This window comes from Paenibacillus qinlingensis, assembly GCF_013204845.1.
GTDB lineage: Bacteria > Bacillota > Bacilli > Paenibacillales > NBRC-103111 > Paenibacillus_E > Paenibacillus_E qinlingensis.
In genome coordinates this window covers 565322-583970 of the sequence record NZ_JABMKY010000001.1, presented here as the reverse complement: position 1 = coordinate 583970, position 18649 = coordinate 565322, and the positions used below count along the sequence as shown (strand labels likewise).

Genomic DNA, 18649 nt, shown 5'->3' with positions numbered 1-18649 from the left:
AACCAACAGCGGTGCTGCTCCTGCCAGCTTGACGGAAGCTTTGTGAAAGGATGATAAGAGGGTATGCGCAAAATGCTGCAAAATATGAAACTGATGAAAAAGTTGATCCTATTGCTTATCGTCTTCGTCGTGATTCCAACCCTCGTGTTGGATTTGGTCGTTGCCAAGAAGTTGGAATCCATCACAGAGGAACAAGTAGGGACAGCACTGCTCCAATTAGTGCGGGGAAGTCATTTGACACTCGATCGTGAAAGCAGCGATTTTGAAGAAAAAACGGAAAAAATTATGATTTCGCAAGAAATCCAACAATTAGTAAGTGTTCCATCATCCTCTGAATATGAACGTTTTGAAATTTTCAAAGCGTTAGATAAATATTTGAACAATTACTCAACCAATGCGGTGAGATATTCCTTGTTCTTTTCAGATAAAGATAAGTTGTATTCATTTGTTCCTAATTCGGACCTTTTGAATAATGGGGTGTTTTACTCGACGGATATGACGGATCTTTCGTGGTATAAAGCGGTCAGCAATGCGAAAGGGAAGGGCATCATTCGTGTTATTGATAAATTCGGTTATAACCCGAATAATATGCAAACTGTTGCTTATTTGAGGCAATTAAACAGTATTTATAACGGTGAAACGGTCATTGGATACTTAGTCGTGTCGGGTATTGAAACTCCGTTGCAGATGGATTTCGTTCCTTTTGATAAGTACAAAGATGCTCAAATTCTGCTGCTGGATCCCGATAATACGGTTTTGGCTACGAATACGGAAGCTTTCGGGATTGGCTCGAAGATCGGTGTGCCTGACGGTAAGGGAGAAGGGGTCTATAAGCAAATCGAGAGCGGCAATGAGATTATGTCAGTCATTCACACAAGTGAATTTACAGGGACGAAGCTGCTGATGCGTGTTCCAGTCCAGTCGATCATTATCGATCATATTAGCGTTCAACGCTTGGTCGATTGGATTATGTTGATTTATTTCTTTATTTTGATTTTGGCGAGTATGTATTTCATACAATCGATTTTGAAACCTATTTCTCGACTGGCTCGAATCACGAATTCGTATCATCCAGGAAAAGCTTTAGCTATAACCATGCATGCGGAGAGTAAAAATGAGATCGTATTGCTGAGCAATCATTTTATCCGAATGACCAATCGATTGAATCAGACGATTTATGATCAGTATGAACTTGAGTTAAAGCACAAGGAAGTTGAATTGTCGATATTGCATACACAAATCAATCCGCATCTTCTCTATAACACGTTGGAGTCTGTTTACTGGCATACGTTAATGGAGGGGGCGTCGGAATCGGCGGAAATGATTAAAGATTTGTCTCTCATTATGCGAATTGGGCTAAGCAAGGGTAAGTTGCTCATTCCGGTGATGGAAGAAATCAATCACGCTGAGGCGTATGTACGGCTGCAGTTATTCCGCTATGAGTATGCGTTTAAGGCGTATTGGGAAATTGAAGAGGATGCCAAACAGTTTTTAATGCCAAAGGTGCTCCTGCAACCGATTATTGAGAATGCCATCCTTCACGGCATCAAGAATATGAGCCATGATGGGGAGCTTTGGATTAAGGTGAAGCATACGGAAGGTAAACTGATTATTAGTGTGGAGGACAACGGCTATCGCCCTGCGGATATCGGGATGTTGAATGCCATTTTGCAGGGGAAAGAGAGTAGTAAGGGATTCGGTATTATTAATGTGCAAAAGCGGATCCAGCTGCATTTCGGGGAGGGCTTTGGCTTGCAGTATGCGTTGCGGGAGGATCAGGGTGTACGGGCGTGGATTGAGATTCCGGCTGTGTTGGATGAGACGGATTTGAAGTAGCGGGGCGGGGGTAGAGAGTGAATACCGGGGAATCTGTGTGAGAGCGGGAGTGGAAATGGAATCGGAAATTAGAAGCGGTAATGGAAACTGGAAACGGAAATTAGTAAGCGGAAACCGAAACCGCCAACACTATCCCGCACCCTGCACTCCGCACCTCGCACCTCGCACCTCACACCGCGCACTCCGCACCCCGCACCCCATACCCCGGACCCCGCACCCCGCACCCCGCACCCCGCACCCCGCACTCCAATCATGACAGTTTAACGAATTGGGCTAATACGAATTTGAATGCTTGTCGGCTTCAAGCGATGGAAATTGCACACCCTGGTGTGCTTATTTCTCGATAATGCCAAGTGATTTGCAGTTTAAGACCATTGCGAGTGCTTATTCTTACGAAAAGGAGAGTTTTTATTCAATGTATTGGAAAATAGGGTATTATCGAATGCTTATAGTTGACTTTCCATCATCCCATGGATAAATAGGCACTTGCCGTGGTCTTATTTAGGATATTTCTTCTTTTTTACATGACAACATTGCACCGCAGCTCCACCCAATCAGCGAGGTCGCTGCCATTTCTTTCGGTAGACCAACGGTGTGTCGCCGGTGCGGTCTTTGAACAGGTTGATAAAATGACTGACGTTATCGATGCCGACGGTGGCAGCTATCTCGGATACGGGCATATCGGAATATTTGAGTCGTTCCTTTGCATGGGTCATCCTAATACCAATCAGGTATTCGTGTGGGGAGAAGCCAGTATACTGTTTAAACCGTTTGGCCATGTGGTATTTGCTGACAGCATGTTCACGAGCAAGCTCTTCTAATGAAATTGATTCCGTAAATCTCGATTCGAGGGTCTGACAAATCGCATCGATATAAGCAGGCTTGTCCGAATCGGATAAGCCTAATTGTTGCGCAGTGAGGACGATCTCCGTCAGCAACTCAACGAGTAGCTTCGATGTGAGGAACTCCGTTGATGCGTTTCTTTGTTGTTGGATTTGCAAGGTTTGACGCAGTATAGTTGATACGGACGATTGGTTGTTTAGCTGCAAAACAGGCTCGCGTGACGCTGCATAGTGATCATAATAGGCCGTTGCAGCACTCCCGTGGAAATGGACCCAGAGTAGCTCAAGGGGCTCTTGAGGATTGGTTGAATAGTGATGATAGCTATCACAATGGATGAAAAATAACTTATGAGCTCCTAATGGATATGTGTTATTTCGGTAAGTCAGCTGTCCTGTGCCCCGCAATATATAAGCTATCAAATAGGAATCAAGCCCTTCACGTTCTGTGAAATAGCCTGGAAGCGTATGGAAATGACCTATTTCTTGTACGTAAAACAGGTTTGTTTTGGCGAATGAGGAAGGGCTAGAGATGAAACGAATCGAGTTCTCCGACCAAGCGGTTGTAAAATTTTCTTTCATGTGGGAAGCGCCTCCGATATCGTCGCAAGAATCTATTATTTTTAACCAAGATCCTTGGATGTTAACTTGATAGTAAGCCATTACAATAAGTTTATAAAGCTATTATTTTATGGACGAATGGAGATGCTTCAATGTCAATGTACCCAGCGATTAAGGCAAGCCTCAAGCCAAGAATTGGTTTATATTCTGTTGGATTACAAGCATACTGGGAACAGTTTCCTGGTTTAGAGGAACGATTAGAAGAATATGGACGCTTTATTGAACAGAAAATGTCCTCATGGGCAGACGTCTATTACTATGGACTTGTGGATACGGAAGGGGAAGGGCGGAAGGCAGGAGAGTGGCTGAATGAGCGGCAAGTAGATCTTGTTTTCTGCCATGCAGCAACCTACTCCACAAGTTCTACCGTGTTACCTATGCATCAAATTTGTAAAGCGCCTGTTGTATTTCTCAATTTGCAGCCAACGGCGAGACTTAATTATGAACAGTCGACGACAGGGGAATGGTTGGCTCATTGTGGCGCTTGTCCAGTGCCTGAATTTGCTAATGTGTTCAATAGAGCAGGAATACCATTTCGAGTTGTAAATGGCATGCTCGGTCTTGACTATACGCCTGCCATCTCACTGACGGATGAAGTGACGCGTGAGCGACGTGAAGCGGTATGTGCGTGGAAGGAAATTGAAGAGTGGGTGCGGGCAGCGGGAGTACCTAGAACTTTGCAGCATAGTCGCTTCGGTTTCTTAGGTAATACCTATAGTGGGATGCTCGATATGTACAGTGATTTTACGATGATTTCTGCACAGACAGGTCTACACGTGGAAGTGCTTGAAATGTGTGATCTGGACCGCATGCTGCGTGAAGTGACTCCGCAGGATGTGAAGCAGAAACTGGATGAACTGCAGGACATGTTCCAAATCAGCGGTGATTCCCCTTCGGATCCGATTGCAAAGAAGCCAACGAAAGAACAATTGGAGTGGTCCTGTCGGGTGGCAGCAGCACAAGAGAAGCTTGTGCGCGCATATGATTTAGATGCCTTATCGTACTATTACCACGGGGCGCCGGGTGGTGAGTACGAGAAGCTGCAAGGCGGCTTCATTGTGGGTCACTCGCTGCTAACTGCGCGTGGCATCCCTTGTTCTGGCGAAGGGGACCTGAAGACGGCTGTTGCGATGAAAATCAGCGATATTCTTGGCGTCGGCGGCTCCTTCTCGGAAATCGTCGTCGTGGATTATATCGACGAGACGATTTTGCTTGGCCATGACGGACCGTTCCATATCGCGATTTCCGAAGGAAAGCCGATTTTGCGCGGCATGGGTTTGTATCACGGCAAGCAAGGCACTGGCGTATCCGTGGAAGCCAAAGTGAAGACGGGGGCGATCACGACGTTGAATGTGACCCAGACCGGCGATGGCAAGCTGAAGCTAATCTCAAGCGAAGGCGAGTCCACGAACGGGCCGATCATGAAAATCGGCAACACACAGACGCCAGTGAAGTTCCGTGAGCATCCGGATGCTTACATGTCACGCTGGTTCGCAGAAGCGCCGACGCATCACTGCGCAATGTCGATCGGACATAATGCTTCGCAGTTCCAGAAGGTCGCGGAACTGATGAAGCTGAAGCATGTGATTTTGTAGCTGCTACTTGTGGAAGTTAGTCGACGCAACCGACTAACCTCCACCTGACAGAAGCAAAGCGAGTGGAGTTAGTCGATGAAACCGACTAACTCCCACCCAACAAAGGCCGAGCGAGTGGAGTTAGTCGACAAAACCGACTAACTCCCACCCAACAAAGGCCAAGAGAGCAGAGTTAGTCGACGCAACGGACTAACTCCCACCCAGCAGAGGCCGAGCGAGTGGAGTTAGTCGACGAAACCGACTAACTCCCACCCAACAAATGCCAAGAGAGTGGAGTTAGTCGATGAAACCGACTAACTCCCACCCAACAAAGGCCAAGAGAGCAGAGTTAGTCGACGCAACCGACTAACTCTCACCCAACAAAGGCCAAGAGAGTGGAGTTAGTCGACGCAACCGACTAACTCCTACCCAACAAAGGCCAAGCGAGTGGAGTTAGTCGATGAAACCGACTAACTCCCACCCAACAGGGGCCAAGCGAGTGGAGTTAGTTGACGCAACCGACTAACTCCCCCCCAACAAAGGCCAAGCGAGTGGAGTTAGTCGACGCAACCGACTAACTCCCCCGCCATACAAAAAACGCAACCGTCCCAAAAAGGACAGTTGCGTTTTTTGCATCCACGTTCTTACCGCCGCAGGGCTATTCCGGCGTTCCTTTCCAAACTAGTGGATGCTCGCGTTAACTTAGCCGTTAATGAGTCCAATTGGTTCGTATATCCACATGCGTGGAATGCCTGTAAGTTAATTTTGCGGAAAGGAAGACAGATCTCCTGGTGAATCCGAGTTCTCCGTCACGTCAATGTAATGATCAATCGAATCTAGAACCTGACTAAGCGGCGATTGAGTAAAAATAATACGATCCGCGTGAATGGCGTTATAGGTGCTTTCATCTTTGTTAATTTTGAATCCTCTATAATTCTCGTAAATGGTTTTCATGGCAATCTCTCCCTCGCTAGGATGTATATATTAAAATAACATTTAATGGATAAGTTTGGTAGAGGTGTAAAATAAGAGATTCTGTCACTTTGTGACTAGTTAGATAAATGATTTACGACATCGTTTTTAGATCGCGGCGATATTGAGTAGGTGGGAGGCCGAGCTGTTTTTTGAATGCTTTTGAGAAGCTAAATAAATCAGGATAACCAACCGAATGTGCAATTTCTGTCAGTGTGAATTCCGTGTTGGATAAGAGATGCTTAGCTTCTTTCATTTTCAAGTCCTGAATGTATTGGATCGGCGGGACGCCAAAGGCTTTACTAAACTGCTTTGTAAAATGAGTTCGTTCCACGCCGACATAGTCGGAGACTCGCTCAACGGTAATGCCTTCCGCATAATGAATTTGAATATAGGCTAGACCCTGCTGAAGCCAGGAAAGAGAGCGATGCTCGTGGGAAGCTGGAGGTTTGTTGGTGACAGATAGCGTATCGAAAATGCGATACAACTGAGTTAAACGTGACAAGTCGCTCTCTTGCCGTTCTCCCTGATTAACTAGGCTGATGAACTCCTCCATGAGTTCCCTCGCTTGATCCGTAAGCCCGCCGTTTCGATAAGGCGCTTCAGGACGAAGTCCAATTCGCTCTAAAAGATGAAGGGCTTGCTTGCCGTCAAATGCAACGAACGTTTTGCGAAGCAGACAATGTTCATCCGTGAAATACTCATGTGTAACACCTGGAAGAAGACAGAACATGTCATTTTTGCTTAATCGATAGGTGACATTATTTTGCGTAAAAGACCCCGATCCTTCTAAGACAAATATCAAATAGTAGTAGGGTGTTGTACGTGGACCGATATGATAATTGCTTTTAGCAATATTGTATCCGAGCCGAATCGGCCAGACGCTACCCGTCTTTTCGAAGTCCGATGGCGTAAAAAAATGAATGTCTAAGAATTCTTGGTAATCCTCACGCATATCTTCCTCTACAGGAAACAACTCATTTTCACATCCCTTTTCTTCTCATAGTAATGCTTAATCGGGATAATGACAATGTTTCTAATATCTTATAACCCACAAAATGACAAATGAAAAATAACACGAATTGACATTGACCCTAGGTTGCAACCGCTGATATGATACTAATACATTCTATTCCTACCTTTTTTATAGGATATAGATCCTATCTACCGGATCACTGGAGAAGGCAATGAGCGCGCATTGCATCGTTTACACAATTCCATCTAATCGACAGGAGAGCCTGAGATGACACAACATAAAGAAATCGAATTTGGTTGGTTCCTGCCAACCTCTGGTGACGGCAAGTATGTAGGCGTTGCCCCTGAAAGAGAAGCGACATTAGACTACTTGATTCAAGTTGCACAAACAGCCGAGAAATCGGGCTTTGAATTTGTACTTATTCCAACTGGCGGTGCCTGCTTGGATGCCTGGGTTGTAGGATCTGCCGTTATGAGTCACACGACGACGTTGAGACCGCTGGTTGCGGTTAGACCGGGACTCGTAGCTCCGGTATTGGCAGCTCGAATGGGCGCAGCCTTGGATGTTCTATCAGGGGGCCGCGCGATGATTAACGTCGTAACCGGCAGCTCCGTGCAGGATCTGGAAGAGCTGGGGGATCCGCTTGCTCATGCACACGACGAACGATACGAGAGGGCAAAAGAATACGTAGAGGTTATGCAGCAAGCGTGGACAGAAACGGATGTCCTTTCAGCTTCCGAGTTTGCGGACACAACCAAAGACGAACCCGCCAAAGAGAAGAAGCTCTATCAAGGGAAGTACTACCAGTTCAATCGTCCCGTTAGCTCGCCGTTCACGGTGCAGAAGCCGCATCCGCCGTTTTATCTAGGAGGGAGCTCGCCTGTTGCCAAAAGATTGGCTGTAGAAGTTGCCGATACCTACCTCATGTGGGGAGAACCGCACGATTGGATACGCGAGCAAATGATTGAAATCGAAACGGTGCGCGCCGAGTATCGCGAAGAAACAGGAATAGATCGTCCCCTTCGTTACGGACTTCGTGCACAAGTATTAGTGCGAGATACCGAGGAAGAAGCTTGGGCCGCGGCTTGGGAGAGTATTTCCAAGGTATCACCGGAAGCTATCGAGCAAGCGCAGCAAGCTTTCGCCAAAACAGATGCAACGAATCAACAGCGTCAAAACGATCTTCGTGAGCTCTCCAAGAACCAACAATTCGTCGTTGGGCCGAACTTGTGGACAGGTTTATCGCTCGTTCGCTCGGGTGGAGCCATTCTCATTGTCGGCACAGCCGATCAAGTAGCAGATCGTTTGGTCGAATATGCGGAGCTCGGCATCTCATCTTTTATTCTATCGGGTTACCCACATTTAGAAGAGGCAGAAACCTTCGGACAGGCTGCGCTTCCACTTTTTAGAGAGAAATGGCAACAAAAGCTTGCCTTGCAAGAAGCACAATCCACCACAACTATTTAACCAATTAGGAGGGTCCTATCCATGCGTAAATCTAAACTAAAATACAGTTTCCTTGTTGCCTCACTTTCTATCGTTTCCTTGCTGACAGCATGCGGTTCCTCCTCATCTACAGGGGCGAGCCCAGCGGCATCAACGGCTTCTACAGCACCGAGTACGGCAGCCGCTACAGCGTCCGCAAAGCCTGTCACGATCTCCTTCCTACACTGGCGCGGGGAGGATGTGAACTCGCTTAATGGCATTATTGCGAAGTTCCAAGCGGAGAACCCGAACATCAAAGTCGAAATGCAAACCATGCCATCCGAGCAATATCAATCCACAGCCCAAGCGAAGCTGGGGGATGGTTCTGTCGGAGACGTGTTCACATCGTTCCCTGGTGCACAGTTCGAAGCGTTGGCTAAAGCAGGCGTATTCTCCGATCTATCCGGCGAGAAGTTTCTAAGTAATTTTAATGACACGCTCATTCAAGTTGGTAAAAAAGACGGCAAACAGGTAGCTGTTCCGTACCAGCTCGTTTATAACGATCCGATTTACAACGTGAAATTGTTTCAAAAGTTTAATTTAACGCCTCCGAAGGATTGGGCTGGTTTCTTGGCTCTTTGCGAGACGTTGAAAAAGAACGGTATTATCCCAATTGCGTTTGCAGGAGCGGATATTGGGCCGGGACAATTCATGAACACCATGGTGATGAATAATCAACCGAGTACAGATATTTTCACGAAAGTAGAAGCGGGCCAAGCGAAATTAACCGATGAGTTCTGGGTGAAAACCTTGACACAATTCAAAGAATTGAATGACAAAGGCTACTTGCAACAAGATGCGCTTGGTACAAAAGATGCAGCTGCTGGTGCGTTGTTCATTCAGGAAAAAGCAGCGATTCTTGCCAGCGGTTCCTATCAATTGGCTCAAAATAAAAAGCAAAATCCAAACCTTGAGCAAAAACTTTTGGCTCCGATTACCGTCTCAGCTGATCAAGCGAAATTCGAGGGCGTACACACAAGTACGTTTATGTTAGCGGTGAATAGCAAATCGAAGCATCCTGCAGAGGCGAAGAAATTCATTGAGTTTTTGAGCAAAAAAGAGATAGCAGCGACCTATGCGAATGAAACCGGGCAGAATGTCACGGTGAAAGATGTACAATACACAACGCCTGAATTACAAGTGGCGACGGAATGGTCAACTAGGAAAACATTGTTCCAACCGCGCTTTAGCATTACCAATGCGGATAATCAAAAAGCGGTCACAAACTCCATTCAAGCCGTGCTAAGCGGTAAATCGCCACAAGATGCAGCGAAAGAAGCGCAAGCGATTATCGATCAGCATCTCGTGAAATAAGATGAGCCATAATCGATCCGTCTTATGGTTGTTCCTTTTGCCAGGTACGCTGCTTTATCTAGCTCTGTTCATGGTGCCGACACTATACGGATTGTTTTATTCCTTCACTGACTGGGACGGCATCTCGCCGTCCTATCAGCTTGTTGGTCTGAACAATTACGCCAAAACTTTGCATAATATCGTGTTCCAAAAAGCGCTATGGAATAACACGAAGTTCATGCTTGCGGTTGTGATTGCACAGACGGTGCTTTCACTTGCTCTTGCACTGCTATTAGTAAAAAATACGAAGATTCACGTATTCCTTCGAGCTCTTTACTTTTTCCCGACAATCTTATCATCTGTTGCGGTAGGGTTGATCTGGTCGTTTATGTATGATCCATCGCTTGGTCTTATCAATTCCTTATTGAAGGAAGTGGGCTTGGGGGCTTATGGTCAGAACTGGATTGGCGGGGTAAAAATAGCGCTATTTTCCATTGCTGGCGTGCAAGTTTGGGCTCATGCTGGGCAAATGATGATTGTGTTTGTGGCGGGGCTGCATGCGATCCCAGAAGAGCTCTACGAGGCTGCGAAGATCGATGGAGGCAACAAATTTCAGGTGTTTCGTAAGGTAACATGGCCGCTTTTAGCGCCTTCAGCAACTATAGTTATTGCATATACAACGATTCAATCGTTCAAAGCATTTGATCTCATTTTTACAATGACAGACGGTGGACCCAATTATGCAACGGAAATTTTGACCACCTATATTTATCACACCGCTTTTGCGAACTACTCGTTCGGCATGGCATCTGCGGGTTCTGTTTTATTTCTGATCTTGTTATCTGTGTTAACGATCCTGCAGTTCAAGGCGCTGCGAGCGGATCGTGTTTCCTACTAAATCCAATGAGGTACTAGCAATTATGGGGATGAAATGGTTCGGTCGTGTTATCTTACTGCTGTATGCAGTATTGATAACAGCACCTTTATATTTTGTAGTCGTCTCTTCCTTCAAAACGACACAGCGCTTCTTCGCCTCGCCTCTCGGCTGGCCGAAGCCATTCACGTTTGGAAATTTTAGTGGCATTTTCAAAGGACAAACGATGTGGAAATACTTCTTCAACAGCGTGGAAGTGACCCTCGGCACGGTTATTATTGAACTTGCACTCGGAAGTTTGATCGCCTATGCGTTATTTCGCTTTGGGGGAATCATAGCTAAGATCATCTTCGGCTTGTTTATTGCTGGACTCATTGTTCCATCACAAGTCAATATGCTGCCGATCTACTCACTTACACATAAACTAGGCTGGTCAGATCATTTGTATGGATTAGTACTTGTCTCTGTTGCAATGCTCATGCCATTGACCGTTTTCATGTTGAAGGGCTTTATGCAGGTACTAAATAAAGAAATTTTGGAAGCAGGGAGTATAGATGGGGCTAGTGAGTGGAAACTATATGCACGTATCGCTTTGCCCTTATCTGCACCTTCCTTAGCGGCAACGGCAACTTTCCTGTTCGTGATGGTATGGAATGATTTGTTAATCCCCATGCTGCTTATCAATAGCAAATCCAAATTAACGCTTCCGCTAGCTATGCTGCAGTTCCGAGGCGAATATGTGACCGACTATCCCATGCTCCTTACAGGAGTTGTTATTACGGCAATACCAATGGTAGTGATGTTCTTATTCTTACAGAGGTATTTCGTAGCAGGGGTCATGGCGGGATCTTTGAAGGGGTAAAAGGCAAGAAATGATACAGTCGTGATGTGTCACGGCTGTTTTTGGCATTCTGTTCTTTTTTGTGTTACAGTTAGATGGAGGTGATTACTTGTGTTGAAACTAAGTATATTGGATCAATCGCAAATTGGAGAAGGTCGTAATGCCGCGCAGACGTTGGCTGAGACGACTGAACTCGCACAAGAAGCAGATCGCATTGGTTACAGCCGCTTCTGGGTGTCGGAACATCATGCTTCACAAGCCTTGGCGCATTCAAGTCCAGAGGTTCTGATTGCTCATTTGGCTGCCAAAACTGAGCGCATCCGACTAGGCTCTGGAGGCATCATGATGCCGCATTATAGCGCATATAAAGTTGCTGAAAACTTCCGGTTGTTAGAGGCGCTTCATCCCGGACGTATTGATGTTGGGCTTGGCCGTGCACCAGGCGGTATGCCAATTTCCACGCGTGCGCTGCAAGAGGGCAAATATACAGGTGTTGACCAATACCCGCAGCAAATCGCTGATTTGACGGGTTATTTATATGATTCACTACCAGCGGGGCATAGGTTCGCTGCACTTCATGCATCGCCAATTATCTCAACGGCTCCAGAAATATGGTTGCTCGGATCTTCCTATGACAGCGCAAGAATTGCTGCTGATCAGGGGGCTGCTTTCGGTTTCGCACAATTTTTTGGTAACGCGGATTGTGAGCAAGCCCTGCGTATCTATCGCGAGCATTTCACACCTTCAATCCTGAATGAGAAACCACACTCCCTAGCAGCTGTGTTGGTCATCTGTGCTGATACGGAAGAAGAAGCGAATCAACTGGCGCTTAGCACAGACTTGTTCTTCTTGTCTTTAGGTCGCGGGATGCTGCTTCCATCATTCCCATCTGTGAATACGGCGCTCAATTACCCTTATACGGAGAATGACTATGCCATGATTCGCAATGGACGCCACAGACGGATTGTTGGCACGCCGAAGCAAGTGAAAGAAGAGATCTTGAAATTGAATGAAGCTTACCAAGCGGATGAAATCATGGTCGTCTCGCCGATTCATAACATCGAAGCGCGCTTGCATTCATATCGCTTGTTGGCGAAGGCATTCGATCTGTAGAGAAAGGGGAGCTTGCGCTCCTCTTGTCGGTTGCGCTTGTCAAATCAAACGAACTTCCCGTATCGAACGGGGCTCGCCTATTCACTCGGACCATGTCCTACCATCACTCGCGGCATTAACTGGAAAAAGTACATTTGAATTGGCCAAATTTGCTTGAAAACACGAAATAACTGGATTTCATGTTGCTAATTTCAGTGATTTGGTTTGATTTTAGCCAATCGGTGAAAATCAGCTGTAGGTTTTCCAGTTAATCTCTTTAATCAGCGATATTGCGTGAAATTAGCTGCATATTTTCCATTTATTTTGCGAATTTAGTGGTAGAAGGAAGGTAGCTGTGTGGTAGTGGGGAGGAAGTTGACACATAGGCGATAGGTAATCTACCCATCCAACCAGCACCATACTGAAAAACCACATTTGCGTTTTTTGGTAACTGCCATTACACTTAAACAAAAAACGGTGGAGTGGTGGCATGAGTAAGAATCGCGTATGGAACAAAGGAAAACGGAATGGTGGAGGCGGGCCTGCACCTGGGACAAGTTACAAAGAGAAACTTGCAGCAGAGCAGCCTTTTCAAGCGGAAGTGATCGATCTATCTAATCCGATTAATCAAGTGAAACGCATGAGCCGTGAGAACTGGGTAGAACGTCCAACCCGACCAGCTCGCGCGCAACAGCCGAATAAATAATAATCGCGACAAGCCTAACTAGTCTCCATCACTGGAGATTGTGTGGGCTTTTTTTGCGCCAAAATTCTTGTTAGCTAGTCACTCATACGACTTTTTCCGCCTAAAACCTCATATAAATGGAAAATGTGCCGAAGGTGAGAATGTGATGTACCAAGCGGATAAGGTTCGACAAAGGAGGCTATGCATCATGAGATCCGTCTTGAAGCTAGAAATTGAGGAAGCGAAGGTGATGATTGCTGCTGGAGTTCAAGCCGCCGAGGAAGCTCAAGCGGCAGAAACAATTTGTATCGTCGACGAAGGCGGTTATTTGCTAGCCTTAGAGCGGATGGACGGGGCACGCAACACGAGCCCTGAGCTGGCGATGGCAAAAGCTTTTACGGCTAGTGGGCATAGACGTTCGACACACTTGTTTAATCAGCCTGGCGGGCCAGCGACGATCCATGGGGAAGCGTTTGGCATTCATGCCATGATGCCGGGGAAGTTTGCGATTTTCGTAGGCGGATTTCCCATCGTGGTCAACGGGCAAGTCATTGGCGGGGTTGGCGTGAGCGGAGGAGCTGGCGAGGAGGATATTCTCGTAGGAGTGGCGACCTTAAAGGCGTTGCAGCATCACTTAGGTGACCAATACGAAGTCCTTACGCATCCTGATATTAAGAAATGAGAAAAACTTTCTATCGAGGATCTTCGAGGATGAGCGACTGCGATTGAAAGGCGGTTTTTATCGCCAATACGAATTTGTTCTTCCGAGTAACGGAAACTTATCAATATTTATATAGTAAGAAAACCCCGACATCTCTCCTTAGAGAGAAATCGGGGTTCTTTCTTACAGTAAGCCTCTGACGTACGAGAAAGCTTCTTCGATCGTATGATTTTCGAGTCGCTCTAATGAAATGTCGACACCAGGTTTATGCGAGTGTAGCTTGTTTAAAAAAGCTGCTGTCTCGAATATGCCTTTACCGGACGCAATTTCATTCTTTTGACCATTGTTCACTACGTAATCCTTCAGATGAGTCAGTACAATTCGGCTGCCAAAAGTTGCGAAGGCATGATCCAAGAAAGTTACTTGATCTTGCGGTTCAACCACAGTCGGCGGAATTAAATTAACGGGATCGAAAACGACGCCTAACGTGCTAGAAGGCACTTCTTCCAGAATTCGAGCCATTTTCTCAGTACTCGATAGCGTATGTGTGACAACCGGTTCTAATCCGATATGAACACCCCAACGATCGGCCTCTTCTGCTAATTCCTCAACTGTTTGCTTCAGGATCGACCATCCTTTGGCCTCATACCCGTTAGCATCCTCCGCAAGATACGTTGTTAGATCTCCTGTTTCGGTTGCCACAATGGACGTTCCAAAATCACGGGCGTATCGCAAATGCTCTTTGAATCTATCGATCTCATAACGACGCTGCTGCGGATCGGGATGAATGGGATTGATGTAACATCCGAGCACGCCAATCCGCACGCCTGCGCGATGAAATTGCTCGCCAATATGATTGGCAAGAGCCGGACTTAATTTCCCGAGGCTTAAATCATAGTCGCTAATCGCTTTACTGAGTGCTAATTGAACGAAGTCGATGCCTCGTCCGCTTAATTTTGCGGTCAATTCCTTCAAGGGCAGATGGCCGACGGTATGAGCGAGTGTCCCGATGCCCATCTATCTAGCCATCCATCCGCCGTCCACACATAGCACGTGTCCGTTCATATAATCGGAAGCATTCGAAGACAAGAAAACAACAGGGCCTTTCAAATCTTCCGGTGAACCCCAACGGCCAGCTGGAATACGCTCTGTGATAGAAGCTGTACGCTTCTCATCTTTGAGAATAGGCGCTGTGTTATTCGTTGTCATATAACCTGGGGCAATGGCATTGATTTGGATGCCTTTTCCAGCCCACTCGTTCGCTAAAGCTTTCGTCACACCAGCAATCGCGTGCTTACTTGCCGTGTATCCTGGTACGTTGATTCCGCCTTGGTACGTCAGCATGGAAGCGATATTCACGATTTTACCGCTGCCGCGCTCGATCATATGACGACCAATCAACTGACACAAGAAGAATGCCGAGTTCAAGTTCAGATCAATCACATCGTGCCAATCTTGACGCGCATGGTCAACGGCTGGAGTACGACGGATAATACCCGCGTTATTTACTAGGATATCGATGCTGCCGTAAATGCCAATCGCTCTAGCAACGACATCCTCAAGGATGTCTTCATTGCTTAGATCAGCAGCGATAAGCTCTGCTTTGCCGCCTAATGCGCGGATCGCTTCAACGGTTTGAACGCTTTCAGAAGAGGAAACCGCGATGACGTTCGCGCCTGCTTCTGCAAGTCCGATCGCCATAGCTTGGCCTAGGCCGCCTGAAGCGCCTGTAACGAATGCTGTTTTTCCCGATAGATTAAAAAGTGTCATGACGTACTCCTTTTCCCAAAAAGAAATGTTAGGTTTCAACTTTGCAATTTGCGTTTAAAGTGTTTCGATCTGGATGCCCGTTTCGCGGAACTGTCGGGCCGTCGCTTCCGTCAACCCGCTATCGGTTAAAATCATAGCCACTTCAGAAAGGGAAGCGAAAGTTCGCAACGCACATTGTCCGAATTTGAAATGATCGATAACCCCATAGACGGTTGCGCTGGAGCTGATTAAGGCACGTTTATATTCAACTAGATCATTCGTGTAAATCGTAAAACCATGCTGCAGATGTACCCCAGTAGCAGAAATGAAGGATTTCTGTATGTTGAGACTTCGCACATAGTCTACGGCTTCTGGACCGGCAAGCATGTTGCGCAGACGATAACCGCCTGGCACAACTAGCCGAATTTCATCCTTATGGACAAGCTCTGAGATGATATATAGATCGTTAGTTACAACCGTAAGCGGCTGATTATCCAGCCGCCTAGCAATTTCAAGCGTTGTCGAGCCGCCATCCAATGCGATAATATCGCGAGGTTGGATGTATCGGAGTGCGAGAGAGGCAATCTCTGATTTTTTGTCCGCATGCTTGATATTCGGTTCTTTCGCAGAGAGAATGCCTAACTGATCGCTTTGAGCTAGCATAGCACCGCCATGAATGCGGATAAGCAGCCCTTTTTCTTCAAGCTTGGCTAAATCCTCGCGAATGGTTTTTCCTGTTACTTCTAGACGTTCACTTAGCTCATTCACGGTGACTTCTTTCTGAGCGAGTAAAACTTCCATGATCGTTTCATATCTACGTAAAGGATTCATCGGGTTTCATCCGTTCTTCTAATGGGATTACCGATTATTTTAGATCTTGCATAGCAACTGCGTCCATATCGTTGAACATTTGATTCTCGCCAGCCATACCCCAAATGAATGTGTAGTTGTTCGTACCAACACCGCTGTGAATGGACCAACTTGGTGAGATGACAGCTTGCTCATTGCGCATAACAACGTGACGCGTTTGTTGCGGCTCACCCATCATGTGGAAGACAACAGCATCTTCTGGCATGTCAAAATAGAAATAAACCTCGGAACGACGGTTGTGCGTATGAGTCGGCATTGTATTCCACATGTTGCCTGGCTTCAATAATGTCATACCCATAACAAGTTGACAGCTTTGAATGCCATCCAAGTGGATGTATTTATAAATCGTACGCTCATTGGAAGTATTGATGCTGCCTAGGTGAGCAGGAGTCGCTTCGCTAATCGCTACTTTTACAGTCGGGTACGTTGTGTGCGCTGGTGTGGAGTTGAAATAGAACTTCGCTGGGTTCGCTGCATCATCACTTGCGAAGGAAATTTCTTTGGAGCCAAGTCCGATGTAAATACAGTCTTTGGAGTCCATTGTGTACGCTGTACCATCAACAGTGATTGTACCTCTTGCTCCAACGTTGATAATACCGATTTCGCGGCGCTCTAAGAAGTAGTCAGCAGCCATTTCTTTCGTGTCAGCTTCTAATTTAAGCGTTTCAGTTGTAGGTAAAACTCCGCCAATAATAAAACGGTCAACGTGAGAGTAAACTAATGTCACTTGGTTTTCAGTAAATAACGATTGAATTTGAAATTCAGTTTGTAAACGTTCAGTATCAAATTGTTTAACTTCATTCGGGTGTGATGCATAGCGGATATCCATGGATTAATCTCTCCTTAGAGTTGGTTTATTTGTGTTGATATACGTTCATATAGGTTTAATTTACTTCATATCGTTCATTTAGGCAAGGAGATCTTGCGTGCGATATTGTGGAAATTAGGGAAGATGTGAATAAAGTAAGCGGAAAGTGTACAAAACAAGCAAACGAGGACAGTTTATTAGGAAGTTAAGAAGGAGGTGACACATGTCGATGGACAAAAGTCACTATTTCGATCATGTCTGCAATGATACAATCCCAACGCGGCCAGAGGAAGAAGATACAACACCGACAGATATGTTAAGTGATGCAGTTGCAGAAATTATGGATAATATAAGTCATCCGTTTTCGGATGATGATTACACAGATCGAGACTAAATGATGTAGAAGAATCCCTTCCATTGGAAGGGATTTTCTTTTTGAAGGCAGGGGAGTACAATGACCATATGTACACCATATGAACAGATGGAAAGGATTCCCCAATGCCTCAATCGACAAAATTATTTCCTGCGTTGTTACCGGATCACCCCTGTCATCCACAGGTGGTTGCTTATTATTTTAAACAATGGCAAGGCTTTCATATGCCCTTTCACCGACATGATGCGACGGAGATCATGTATACCATACATGGCTTTTGTGAGATAGAGATACAGCTTTCCCCAACCCGAACTGAACGAGTTAGATTGAAAAAAGGGGAGTTCATTCTTCTTAATGCCAATATTGCCCATCGACTTATTGTCGAAGATGATGAGCCGTGTCGGATGCTCAATGTGGAATTTCGGTTTACTCCTCATCGTGGCGTGATGCCATCCTTACAACAGCTTGCCGCTGAAGAGGTACAACTGAACTCATTATTGGAAGTTCAGACCGCTTACTTAGTGCTGCGTGATCCAGATGAAGTGTATCATGTGATGAAAAGTTTGGTGCTAGAACTAGACAAGCCTGCCGACAAGAGTGAGTCCATGATTCAACTGCTGATTGCACAACTGTTGATCCGAATCGCTCGTTTACGACGTGAATCTGCAAGCAGTAGTGTGGTGCAAAGCGAATGGTATGTGAAGAAAAGCATGGACTATATGCATCAAAATTACGATCGCGAGATTCAAGTGAAAGAGATAGCGGGGGCTGTGAATTTACACCCTGGCTACTTACAGCGCATCTTCAAAACGGTGACAGGACAAACCCTTATGACGTACTTAACGGAAATCAGAATGGAAAAAGCGCAAATGCTGCTGCTCGAAACAGACATTCCGATTGCAGAGATTTCTGAATATATCGGGGTGGGCAGCCGTCAATATTTTCATATGTTATTCAAGGCGCACACGAACTTAACTCCTACGGATTATCGTAAATCGATGAATACGCATAAGCATATGTATCCGGAAGGAAGTTAGGATTTTTGACAATTGGGGTGTGAAGTAGTTAGAAATTTGATAACGTTTTCTCTCTTTGCTTGG

Annotated in this window: 18 protein-coding genes; 11 read left to right on the top strand and 7 right to left on the bottom strand. The window is 46.0% G+C overall.

Annotated features, from left to right (window positions below):
- Positions 1-63: 63 nt before the first annotated feature.
- Positions 64-1836, top strand: coding sequence for a cache domain-containing sensor histidine kinase (locus HQN88_RS02905; protein WP_173108708.1), 1773 nt, complete (start codon positions 64-66; stop codon positions 1834-1836).
- 554 nt (positions 1837-2390) lie between these two features.
- Here HQN88_RS02905 and HQN88_RS02900 read toward each other — a convergent pair.
- Positions 2391-3257, bottom strand: coding sequence for a helix-turn-helix domain-containing protein (locus HQN88_RS02900; RefSeq protein ID WP_173108707.1), 867 nt, complete (start codon positions 3255-3257; stop codon positions 2391-2393).
- A gap of 131 nt (positions 3258-3388) precedes the next feature.
- Here HQN88_RS02900 and HQN88_RS02895 point away from each other — a divergent pair, with 131 nt between their 5' ends.
- Positions 3389-4891, top strand: a complete 1503-nt coding sequence (locus tag HQN88_RS02895; protein ID WP_216855594.1) for an L-fucose/L-arabinose isomerase family protein — start codon at positions 3389-3391, stop codon at positions 4889-4891.
- 738 nt (positions 4892-5629) lie between these two features.
- Here the strand turns inward: HQN88_RS02895 and HQN88_RS02890 are convergent.
- Positions 5630-5824, bottom strand: a complete 195-nt coding sequence (locus HQN88_RS02890) for a hypothetical protein (RefSeq protein WP_173108706.1) — start codon at positions 5822-5824, stop codon at positions 5630-5632.
- Between the two features lie 112 nt (positions 5825-5936).
- Positions 5937-6818, bottom strand: a complete 882-nt coding sequence (locus HQN88_RS02885) for an AraC family transcriptional regulator (protein ID WP_246320009.1) — start codon at positions 6816-6818, stop codon at positions 5937-5939.
- A gap of 267 nt (positions 6819-7085) precedes the next feature.
- Between HQN88_RS02885 and HQN88_RS02880 the strand changes: the two genes are divergently transcribed.
- The 7 genes from HQN88_RS02880 to HQN88_RS02850 all read left to right on the top strand — a co-directional run bounded on the left by HQN88_RS02880 (position 7086) and on the right by HQN88_RS02850 (position 13770).
- A complete protein-coding gene (locus tag HQN88_RS02880; RefSeq protein WP_173108705.1) occupies positions 7086-8285 on the top strand; it encodes an LLM class flavin-dependent oxidoreductase in 1200 nt (399 codons plus the stop codon).
- 21 nt (positions 8286-8306) lie between these two features.
- A complete protein-coding gene (locus HQN88_RS02875; RefSeq protein WP_173108704.1) occupies positions 8307-9617 on the top strand; it encodes an ABC transporter substrate-binding protein in 1311 nt (436 codons plus the stop codon).
- 1 nt (position 9618) lies between these two features.
- Positions 9619-10494 (top strand): carbohydrate ABC transporter permease, encoded by an 876-nt coding sequence (locus HQN88_RS02870; protein WP_173108703.1) that lies wholly within the window; start codon positions 9619-9621, stop codon positions 10492-10494.
- 22 nt (positions 10495-10516) lie between these two features.
- Positions 10517-11332 carry a carbohydrate ABC transporter permease gene (locus HQN88_RS02865; protein WP_173108702.1) on the top strand — a complete coding sequence of 272 codons (816 nt, stop codon included), beginning with the start codon at positions 10517-10519 and terminating at the stop codon, positions 11330-11332.
- A 90-nt stretch (positions 11333-11422) separates the two neighbouring features.
- Positions 11423-12424: an LLM class flavin-dependent oxidoreductase gene (locus HQN88_RS02860; protein ID WP_171635148.1), complete on the top strand. Its 1002-nt coding sequence runs from the start codon at positions 11423-11425 to the stop codon at positions 12422-12424.
- Between the two features lie 469 nt (positions 12425-12893).
- Positions 12894-13109: a hypothetical protein gene (locus HQN88_RS02855; protein ID WP_173108701.1), complete on the top strand. Its 216-nt coding sequence runs from the start codon at positions 12894-12896 to the stop codon at positions 13107-13109.
- 187 nt (positions 13110-13296) lie between these two features.
- The gene (locus HQN88_RS02850) at positions 13297-13770 is read left to right on the top strand and encodes a GlcG/HbpS family heme-binding protein (RefSeq protein ID WP_173108700.1); all 474 of its coding nucleotides are present in this window, start codon (positions 13297-13299) and stop codon (positions 13768-13770) included.
- Between the two features lie 162 nt (positions 13771-13932).
- On the opposite strand, the gene HQN88_RS02845 is transcribed toward HQN88_RS02850, so the two are convergent.
- The 4 genes from HQN88_RS02845 to kduI are packed head-to-tail and all read right to left on the bottom strand — an operon-like array spanning position 13933 to position 17197.
- Positions 13933-14766 carry a sugar phosphate isomerase/epimerase family protein gene (locus HQN88_RS02845; protein ID WP_173108699.1) on the bottom strand — a complete coding sequence of 278 codons (834 nt, stop codon included), beginning with the start codon at positions 14764-14766 and terminating at the stop codon, positions 13933-13935.
- Positions 14767-15519 (bottom strand): 2-dehydro-3-deoxy-D-gluconate 5-dehydrogenase KduD, encoded by a 753-nt coding sequence (gene kduD / locus HQN88_RS02840; RefSeq protein WP_173108698.1) that lies wholly within the window; start codon positions 15517-15519, stop codon positions 14767-14769.
- Positions 15520-15573: 54 nt separating this feature from the next.
- A complete protein-coding gene (locus tag HQN88_RS02835) occupies positions 15574-16329 on the bottom strand; it encodes a DeoR/GlpR family DNA-binding transcription regulator (protein ID WP_173108697.1) in 756 nt (251 codons plus the stop codon).
- 34 nt (positions 16330-16363) lie between these two features.
- Positions 16364-17197 carry a 5-dehydro-4-deoxy-D-glucuronate isomerase gene (gene kduI / locus HQN88_RS02830; protein ID WP_173108696.1) on the bottom strand — a complete coding sequence of 278 codons (834 nt, stop codon included), beginning with the start codon at positions 17195-17197 and terminating at the stop codon, positions 16364-16366.
- Between the two features lie 202 nt (positions 17198-17399).
- Between kduI and HQN88_RS02825 the strand changes: the two genes are divergently transcribed.
- A complete protein-coding gene (locus HQN88_RS02825; RefSeq protein ID WP_173108695.1) occupies positions 17400-17570 on the top strand; it encodes a hypothetical protein in 171 nt (56 codons plus the stop codon).
- Between the two features lie 104 nt (positions 17571-17674).
- Positions 17675-18586, top strand: coding sequence for an AraC family transcriptional regulator (locus HQN88_RS02820; protein WP_173108694.1), 912 nt, complete (start codon positions 17675-17677; stop codon positions 18584-18586).
- Positions 18587-18649 lie beyond the last annotated feature (63 nt).

Bases quoted from the DNA above. Each gene is read 5' to 3' on its own strand.
- HQN88_RS02905 (WP_173108708.1), top strand. From the start codon at position 64: ATGCGCAAAATGCTGCAAAATATGAAACTGATGAAAAAGTTGATCCTA.
- HQN88_RS02900 (WP_173108707.1), bottom strand. From the start codon at position 3,257: ATGAAAGAAAATTTTACAACCGCTTGGTCGGAGAACTCGATTCGTTTC.
- HQN88_RS02895 (WP_216855594.1), top strand. From the start codon at position 3,389: ATGTCAATGTACCCAGCGATTAAGGCAAGCCTCAAGCCAAGAATTGGT.
- HQN88_RS02890 (WP_173108706.1), bottom strand. From the start codon at position 5,824: ATGAAAACCATTTACGAGAATTATAGAGGATTCAAAATTAACAAAGAT.
- HQN88_RS02880 (WP_173108705.1), top strand. From the start codon at position 7,086: ATGACACAACATAAAGAAATCGAATTTGGTTGGTTCCTGCCAACCTCT.
- HQN88_RS02875 (WP_173108704.1), top strand. From the start codon at position 8,307: ATGCGTAAATCTAAACTAAAATACAGTTTCCTTGTTGCCTCACTTTCT.
- HQN88_RS02870 (WP_173108703.1), top strand. From the start codon at position 9,619: ATGAGCCATAATCGATCCGTCTTATGGTTGTTCCTTTTGCCAGGTACG.
- HQN88_RS02865 (WP_173108702.1), top strand. From the start codon at position 10,517: ATGGGGATGAAATGGTTCGGTCGTGTTATCTTACTGCTGTATGCAGTA.
- HQN88_RS02855 (WP_173108701.1), top strand. From the start codon at position 12,894: ATGAGTAAGAATCGCGTATGGAACAAAGGAAAACGGAATGGTGGAGGC.
- HQN88_RS02850 (WP_173108700.1), top strand. From the start codon at position 13,297: ATGAGATCCGTCTTGAAGCTAGAAATTGAGGAAGCGAAGGTGATGATT.
- HQN88_RS02845 (WP_173108699.1), bottom strand. From the start codon at position 14,766: ATGGGCATCGGGACACTCGCTCATACCGTCGGCCATCTGCCCTTGAAG.
- kduD (WP_173108698.1), bottom strand. From the start codon at position 15,519: ATGACACTTTTTAATCTATCGGGAAAAACAGCATTCGTTACAGGCGCT.
- HQN88_RS02835 (WP_173108697.1), bottom strand. From the start codon at position 16,329: ATGAATCCTTTACGTAGATATGAAACGATCATGGAAGTTTTACTCGCT.
- kduI (WP_173108696.1), bottom strand. From the start codon at position 17,197: ATGGATATCCGCTATGCATCACACCCGAATGAAGTTAAACAATTTGAT.
- HQN88_RS02825 (WP_173108695.1), top strand. From the start codon at position 17,400: ATGTCGATGGACAAAAGTCACTATTTCGATCATGTCTGCAATGATACA.
- HQN88_RS02820 (WP_173108694.1), top strand. From the start codon at position 17,675: ATGCCTCAATCGACAAAATTATTTCCTGCGTTGTTACCGGATCACCCC.